Here is a 7,139-nt window from a genome sequence, read left to right as displayed (position 1 = left end):
TTATTGCCCCCGCATTTATCCGTGGGGTCGCCTCTAAAATCTAAAATCTAAAATCTAAAATCGCGCAATCGATTGACGCATCTACAAACAACTGAAAAACCCGGTTTCTCGAAGAAACCGGGTTTATGAATACCCTAAAAGTCGATCGACTGGGAATTGGCAATATTTGTTATGCAGCACGCTGAGTTAACAATCCCCAGATGAAAAGTAGAACTAGCGCACCTACGACTGCAAAAGCTATGCTGGGTAGAGTCAATGCTCCGAAGGATGCTCCCCCGCTCGTCCCCAGTAAGACTTGACCTAGATAACCTCCCACTAGGGCGCCCAAAATTCCTAAACCTGTTGTTGCCAGAAAGCCACCGCCTTGAGTTCCCGGATAAATGGCTTTGGCTAGCGCACCGGCAATCAATCCTAAAACGATCCAAGCAATAATTCCCATTTCTCTTTCTCCTGAATACTTAAACTTTTCTTGTGCCTTGTCTTATGTTCTAAGAATAACAACCCCTATCCCGCCCTTACCTCTACCGCAGGGATGAACCGAAAGTGGTAGGATTTCTCATGAATCGTCGGAGTTTGAGGCTGTTTAATATCTCAAAAGACTTAACCCACTTTTTCGAGGGAAGAAAGGTACTTATGCTCAAAGCAAAAGGGAAATAGGAGAATCTTTTCTGGGACTTTTTGTGTTTTGGTGGTTAAAAAAATTACAATATTTCTGTGAAATGAGGAAAGTTTGCGCCCGATGGATCTGACTCTGTGCATGATTGTGAAGAATGAAGAGGCAACACTGTCGCGGACTTTGGACAGCGTTAAGGGTGTTGTTGACGAAATGGTGGTGGTGGATACGGGATCGGGCGATCGCACCCGTGAAATTGCGCGAGGATATGGCGCGAGGGTTTATGACTTTGAATGGTGCGACGACTTCGCAGCGGCGCGCAATGAGTGTCTCAAGCACGCCCAGGGCGACTGGATTTTGGTATTAGATGCCGATGAGGTTTTGGTACCGGAGATTCTACCTCAAATAAAGCCGGCAATTGCGAGCGATCGGCTGCTGCTAATCAATCTCATCCGCCAAGAAATCGGTGCCTCTCAATCTCCCTATTCCCTAGTGTCGCGCTTGTTCCGTAATCGCCTCGATATCCGCTTTTCTCGCCCTTACCACGCAATGGTAGACGACAGCGTGGCTGAGATTTTGCACAGGGAACCAAATTGGAAAATAGCTTCTCTCCCCGATGTGGCGATTTGGCACTCTGGTTATCAAAAAGATGCGATCGCCGCCAAAAGTAAATTCCAAAAAGCTCAAGCAGCAATGGAACGCTATATCGCTTATTATCCAAACGATGCTTATGCTTGTAGCAAATTAGGTGCGCTTTATGTAGAAAGCGGGCAAATCGGGCGGGGAATTAATTTATTAACTAAAGGCTTGACTGCGGAGGCAATTAATGATTCTATTCTTTACGAACTCAACTATCATTTGGGAATTGCATATCGCCAGCAGCAGCAATTTGTTAAAGCAAAAGAACACTATCAAGCGGCAATTAATACAGATGTGTTCCCCGCGCTCAAGTTGGGTGCTTACAATAATTTGGGCAATTTGCTCAAAGATGAAGGAGATTTGAAATCTGCTGAAAAAGCTTACAAAGCAGCTTTAAAAATTGACCCTAATTTTGGAGTAGGTCACTACAATTTAGGATTGACGCTGAAGGCAGCCGGAAATTTAGCAGATGCGATCGCCTATTACCGACAAGCGATAAAAATCGATCCCGAACACGCCGAAGCTCATCAAAACTTGGCAGTAGCCTTGCTGAAAATTGGCAAAATGCCAGAAAGTTTAGCAGAATTCAAAAGAGCGATCGCCCTTCACGAGCAGCGCCGCCCCTTTGAAGCAGAACGCCTGCGCCGGGGACTACAAGAAATGGGTTTACTTTAAACTTGTTACCAAATAATTTGTAGGGGCAATCCCACGCCCGGTTGCCCCTAGAACCGGACGGGGTAAGCACGGGGGCATTACTGCAAGAAATCGGTTCGATCTAAACTTGTTAGGATCGCGAATTAAATAACTTATAATTTCAATTGTTATTGTGGGATGGGCGTCCCGCCCGTCCACTCATGACGGGCTATAAGAGCCCATCCCACTTTCAAGAGTGGAAGTTATTTAATTCTCATTCCTTACCAAATAATTTGTAGGGGCAATCCCACGCCCGGTTGCCCCTAGAACCGGACGGGGTAAGCACGGGGGCATTACCCCTACAAACTGTAACAATTACCAGCAAAATCAAGAAATTATCTCTACTTTGCCGCTATCCAAATCGTAGCGGCCCCCAACAACTTTAAGCTTGCCCGCTTTGACTGCTTCCGCTAAAATAGGCGACGAGGATTGTAACTTATTTACATTCATTTTCACATTAGCTCTGACTGCGTTATCCCAGGCATCGCCTGTTTGACCTTTGGTCGAATCAACTGCAGGTTTAATCGCCGCCACCAAAGTGCTAATGTGACCAGGCACAGCTTTACCATCTAAAGCTGCTTTGACAGCACCGCAGCGTTCGTGACCCAGAATTACTAATAGTGGCACGCCTAATTCTAAGGTGGCATATTCTATATTCCCGAGAACCACATCGTCGAGAAAATTTCCAGCAACTCGAATATCAAATAAGTCGCCTAATCCTTGGTCAAAAATAATTTCGGGAGCAACGCGCGAATCAGAACAAGCCAGGATGGTTGCAAACGGATGTTGACCCTGTGCTACTTCTACAACTCGCGATCGAGCTTGGTCGGGAAATGTCCGTTTTTGCTCAATGTAGCGTTCATTACCCTCCATCAATTTCTTAAGAGCACTGTTAGGAGTAATGTCAGTAGGAGTAAGGTCAGAGATTGCCTCTGCCTTTGCTGCTTCGGCTTGTAAAAACGCAGGTGCCAAGCTGGCCGCCAGCATCCCTGCACCAGCCCTCAGCATTAAATTCCGTCGCGAAATCATGCTTCTACTTTCGCTTTCATTCATTGTTTGTAACTCGGTTCAATTTTTTCTATTTATACCCTAAGATATACCACAAGCTCAGCCAGACTTCTTTGATTTTTCTTTACAAGCTGCTCCGGCACAATATAAACTTCAAAAAAGTAGCCCATTTTTATTTCATTCATATTTTATTTAGTAAAGTCAACGGCAGTCATCCTTCTGCGGACAGGGATGCTAGAATGTATCTAAAACGACAATTATTTATCAATGGATCGAAATGTCCTACGTCGCCAGCATTCATATCTATCCGGTAAAGTCCCTTGACGGCATAGCAGTCAGTCAAGCAACTATTCTAGCCAGCGGAGCTCTAGAAGGCGATCGCTCTTTTGCAATCTGCGATGCAGCAGGAGAATTGGTTAACACTAAGCACAACAGCGGAGTCCGTTTTCTACGCTTATCATTTGACATCAAAAAGAGAATTGCCGGCCTGAAAATTCAAGGCACCGAACAAGAAATATTTTTTCATGTAGATAGAGAACGCTTGGCAATAGAATCTTGGTTGACCAGCTACTTCGGTTTCCCTGTCAAATTAATTGAAAACTTGCTGACAGGTTTTCCCGACAATACCGCTGCACCAGGGCCAAGCATTATCAGTACCGAAACAATTGCCGAAGTTGCATCTTGGTTTCCGAGAGTCTGCGTTAACGAGATGCGCCATCGCTTGCGAGCTAATATTGAAATAGGAGATGTCCCGGCTTTTTGGGAAGACCAACTTTTACCACAAGCCGATGAAATTGTGAGGTTTAAAATAGGGACTGTAATATTTGAAGCTATTAATCCCGGTCATCCCTGTATCCTATCTACGCAAAATTATGCGGCGCAAGCAAGCGATCTAAATTTTAAAAATATACTAACAGCCAAGCAGAAGGAAATTATGCCTGACTTGGTAAAAAAAGGGCATTTAAATCACTTTAGTCGGCTGATAGTTAACACGCGGCTCGCACCTCAACCAGCAGAAAAAATATTACATATAGGAGACGAAGTTCAAATTATCACCGTCAGCAAATCCCTATTTAATACCATTTCTGATTAGTTGTAGGTTACGAATCTGCTCAAGCCGGCGGCAACTCCAAAGTAAGTTGACCCAAAACACCAGTTCTAAAATCGTTTAACATCTGTCTCGCCGTTCGTTCGACATCTCCTTTATACTTGTCTTTTGCGACCTCGTGCAAATAATCTTCACCATTACTAGAGGCTGCATCTAATTTATACCTGGATTTGAAACCAGATAGTGATATCAACGTGTCATCAGCCGCCTGCAGCCCTTGGAGTAAATCTACCATCGCTGCTGCTACTACCTGATTGTCGTAAGCTGCTTCGCCAATATCTTCGCAAATAGCTAATTTTATGGCATTTTCTTGATTGTTAATTCGGGTTGGGATCACTCCGGGGGCGTCTAATAATTCAATTTCGTCAGAAATGCGAATCCATCGCAGCGATTTAGTTACTCCAGCTCTGCGGGCACTGTCCACCACTCTCTTCCCTAACAACCGATTAATTAAAGCCGATTTTCCGACATTGGGAAATCCCATTACCACTGCCCTGACTGGACGGGGCAGCATACCTCGATCGAACCTTCTTTGATTTAGCTGCACCCCAGCATTCTGCACCGCATCCGCCACATCATGTACTCCGTGACCGTGCTCGGCATTAGTAAAATATGCAGTTTCCCCCTGGGACTCAAACCATGTTTCCCACGCCTCGCGCGCGCGAGGCGTAATCATATCCATGCGGTTGACGACCAATACTCGCGGCTTGCCGCCCACCCAACTCGGCATTTGGGGGTGATAAGTAGCCAAGGGAATGCGGGCATCTCGGACTTCGAGCACCACATCTACCCGCTTTAGCTGTTCTTTTAATGCCCGTTCAGCTTTGGCAATGTGACCGGGATACCAGTGAATTTTCATTAGTTATTAGTTATTAGTCATTAGTCAGCAGTCATTAGTCAGCAGTCATTAGTCAGCAGTCATTAGCCACCAGTCATTAGTCAGCAGTCATTAGCCACCAGTCATTAGCCATTAGTCGCTGTGTCAGGGCGGGTTTACGCATACCCTGGATTTACATAATAGATACGGGTGAACCCGCCCCTACAGAATCTAGGTTTATTTAGTCGGACACGATATAACACGTGACTAATGACTAATAACTAATGACTAATAACTAATGACTAATAACTAAGGCACAATCAAAACTGCACAAGGAGACAGATTGATCACCCGATTGGTAACGCTGTCAGACGCCCCATCATCGGTTAAACCCATCCCCCGACAGCCCATCACAATCAAATCGGCCCCAATTTCGTCAGCCACATCGCAAATCGTGAAAGCAGGTTTGCCTTCCCGTTCGATGATTTCAGCTTCAATTCCCTGCTGGGAAAACATCGATTGGGCCTCAGAAAGAAGTTTGGCGACTGCTTCGGGGGAAGTCATCACCTCTGACGGTGGGGCGTCGCCCTCCTCGGCGGGGGGTTCGACTACCGACAGAATAACTAAACGAGCACCGTAGGTTTTCACAATATTGACAACCTTTTCGGCAGCTTCGCGGGCTTCTCGGCTTTGATCTACAGGAAATAAGACTGTCTTGAACATACTGCACATCTCCGGGACACGGACTCCGATAAAATGTTTAGGTTAAGCCAATCAGTGCCGTTTGTTCCATCTTCCGTTTTTTGTACGGGCGCGGTTGAATGCGTCCGAGGCCGGGGTGCAAGTTACCAGTGCCGCCATTTCAACGGAATTCGACAAAAACACACATATTAGGAGGTTAATCCTGTGACAAAAAAAACTGTAGCAAATTTATCGGCATCGGACTTATCGGGCAAACGGGTATTGGTGCGGGCGGACTTTAACGTGCCGCTCGACAACGGCAATATCACCGATGATACTCGCATCCGGGCGGCTCTGCCGACAATTCAAGATTTAGCGTCCAAGGGCGCTAAGGTGATTTTGTGCAGCCACTTCGGCCGTCCCAAGGGTGTGACGGAGAAGTTGCGCTTGACGCCGGTTGCTGTGCGCCTGTCGGAATTGTTGGGCAAAGAGGTCAAAAAGACTGACGACTGCATCGGTGATGAAGTCGCTGCTACAGTCGCCGCGATGCAAGATGGCGATGTGCTGTTGCTAGAAAATGTCCGCTTCTACCCAGAGGAGGAGGCAAACGACCCAGAATTTGCTAAGAAGTTAGCTTCTGTGGCCGATTTGTATGTCAATGATGCTTTTGGTACTGCTCACCGGGCTCACGCTTCTACTGAGGGCGTTACTAAGTATCTGAGTCCTTCTGTGGCTGGGTTTTTGATGGAGAAGGAACTGCAATATCTCGGCAGTGCGATCGACAATCCGCAACGTCCTTTAGCTGCTATAATCGGCGGTTCTAAGGTTTCCAGCAAGATTGGAGTCATTGAAAAACTGCTCGAAAAGTGCGACAAACTGCTGTTGGGCGGTGGCATGGTTTTCACCTTCTACAAAGCTCGCGGCTTGAACGTGGGCAAGTCTTTGGTGGAAGATGACAAGCTTGAACTGGCTAAGTCTTTGGAAGCTAAGGCGAAGGAACGGGGAGTTGCTTTTCTGTTACCTACTGATGTGGTAGTTGCTGACAAGTTTGCTGCTGATGCTAACACTCAAACTGTCCCTGTTGAAAGCATCCCTGACGGTTGGATGGGTTTGGATATCGGCCCGGATTCAGTAAAAACTTTCCAAGATGCTTTGGCCGATTGCAAAACTGTCATCTGGAACGGGCCGATGGGCGTGTTTGAGATGGAGAAGTTTGCTGTGGGAACTGAAGGTATTGCTCATTCTTTGGCTGGACTTACTAAAACTGGTACTACCACAATTATCGGTGGTGGTGACTCGGTGGCGGCTGTGGAACAGTTGAATTTAGGCGAACAAATGAGCCACATTTCTACTGGTGGCGGTGCTAGTTTGGAGCTGCTCGAAGGTAAGGAATTGCCTGGTGTTGCTGCTTTAGATGAAGCTTAATTAAGTTAAGTAGGGCGGGCTTTGCCCGCCTTGCTGGAAGCAGGTCTATATCTTTGGCTGCGAATCATTTTTTTGAATATTTACCGCAGAGGGCGCAGAGAACGCAGAGGAAGAGAAAAGAGAGAAGGATATCGGTTTTAAGTCTATAGTTTGCT

General features: G+C 46.4%; 7 protein-coding genes. 3 read left to right on the top strand and 4 right to left on the bottom strand.

Annotated elements, in window-relative coordinates; genetic code table 11:
- Positions 1 to 169: 169 nt before the first annotated feature.
- Positions 170 to 439 carry a GlsB/YeaQ/YmgE family stress response membrane protein gene (locus QT973_RS19085; protein ID WP_333052822.1) on the bottom strand — a complete coding sequence of 90 codons (270 nt, stop codon included), beginning with the start codon at positions 437 to 439 and terminating at the stop codon, positions 170 to 172.
- A gap of 300 nt (positions 440 to 739) precedes the next feature.
- Between QT973_RS19085 and QT973_RS19080 the strand changes: the two genes are divergently transcribed.
- Positions 740 to 1,927 carry a tetratricopeptide repeat protein gene (locus QT973_RS19080; protein WP_333052820.1) on the top strand — a complete coding sequence of 396 codons (1,188 nt, stop codon included), beginning with the start codon at positions 740 to 742 and terminating at the stop codon, positions 1,925 to 1,927.
- 345 nt (positions 1,928 to 2,272) lie between these two features.
- Here QT973_RS19080 and QT973_RS19075 read toward each other — a convergent pair whose 3' ends face one another.
- The gene (locus QT973_RS19075; RefSeq protein WP_333212395.1) at positions 2,273 to 2,998 is read right to left on the bottom strand and encodes a carbonic anhydrase; all 726 of its coding nucleotides are present in this window, start codon (positions 2,996 to 2,998) and stop codon (positions 2,273 to 2,275) included.
- A gap of 232 nt (positions 2,999 to 3,230) precedes the next feature.
- On the opposite strand from QT973_RS19075, the gene QT973_RS19070 reads away from it, so the two are divergent.
- The gene (locus QT973_RS19070; protein ID WP_333052817.1) at positions 3,231 to 4,046 is read left to right on the top strand and encodes an MOSC N-terminal beta barrel domain-containing protein; all 816 of its coding nucleotides are present in this window, start codon (positions 3,231 to 3,233) and stop codon (positions 4,044 to 4,046) included.
- A 19-nt stretch (positions 4,047 to 4,065) separates the two neighbouring features.
- Here QT973_RS19070 and ylqF read toward each other — a convergent pair whose 3' ends face one another.
- Complete coding sequence (gene ylqF, locus QT973_RS19065; protein WP_333052815.1) at positions 4,066 to 4,920, bottom strand: ribosome biogenesis GTPase YlqF; 855 nt, start codon at positions 4,918 to 4,920, stop codon at positions 4,066 to 4,068.
- A 267-nt stretch (positions 4,921 to 5,187) separates the two neighbouring features.
- Positions 5,188 to 5,601: a universal stress protein gene (locus QT973_RS19060; protein ID WP_333052813.1), complete on the bottom strand. Its 414-nt coding sequence runs from the start codon at positions 5,599 to 5,601 to the stop codon at positions 5,188 to 5,190.
- Between the two features lie 183 nt (positions 5,602 to 5,784).
- Between QT973_RS19060 and QT973_RS19055 the strand changes: the two genes are divergently transcribed.
- Entirely contained in the window at positions 5,785 to 6,984 is a 1,200-nt protein-coding gene (locus tag QT973_RS19055) for a phosphoglycerate kinase (protein WP_333052811.1), read from the top strand.
- The last annotated feature ends 155 nt before the right edge of the window (positions 6,985 to 7,139 follow it).

It is taken from the genome of Microcoleus sp. Z1_A1, from assembly GCF_036700305.1.
GTDB lineage: Bacteria > Cyanobacteriota > Cyanobacteriia > Cyanobacteriales > Microcoleaceae > Microcoleus.
This window is presented reverse-complemented; position numbering and strand designations above follow the sequence as displayed.

Coding starts and splice junctions, on each gene's coding strand:
- QT973_RS19085 (WP_333052822.1), bottom strand. CDS start 439: ATGGGAATTATTGCTTGGATCGTTTTAGGATTGATTGCCGGTGCGCTA.
- QT973_RS19080 (WP_333052820.1), top strand. CDS start 740: ATGGATCTGACTCTGTGCATGATTGTGAAGAATGAAGAGGCAACACTG.
- QT973_RS19075 (WP_333212395.1), bottom strand. CDS start 2,998: ATGAATGAAAGCGAAAGTAGAAGCATGATTTCGCGACGGAATTTAATG.
- QT973_RS19070 (WP_333052817.1), top strand. CDS start 3,231: ATGTCCTACGTCGCCAGCATTCATATCTATCCGGTAAAGTCCCTTGAC.
- ylqF (WP_333052815.1), bottom strand. CDS start 4,920: ATGAAAATTCACTGGTATCCCGGTCACATTGCCAAAGCTGAACGGGCA.
- QT973_RS19060 (WP_333052813.1), bottom strand. CDS start 5,601: ATGTTCAAGACAGTCTTATTTCCTGTAGATCAAAGCCGAGAAGCCCGC.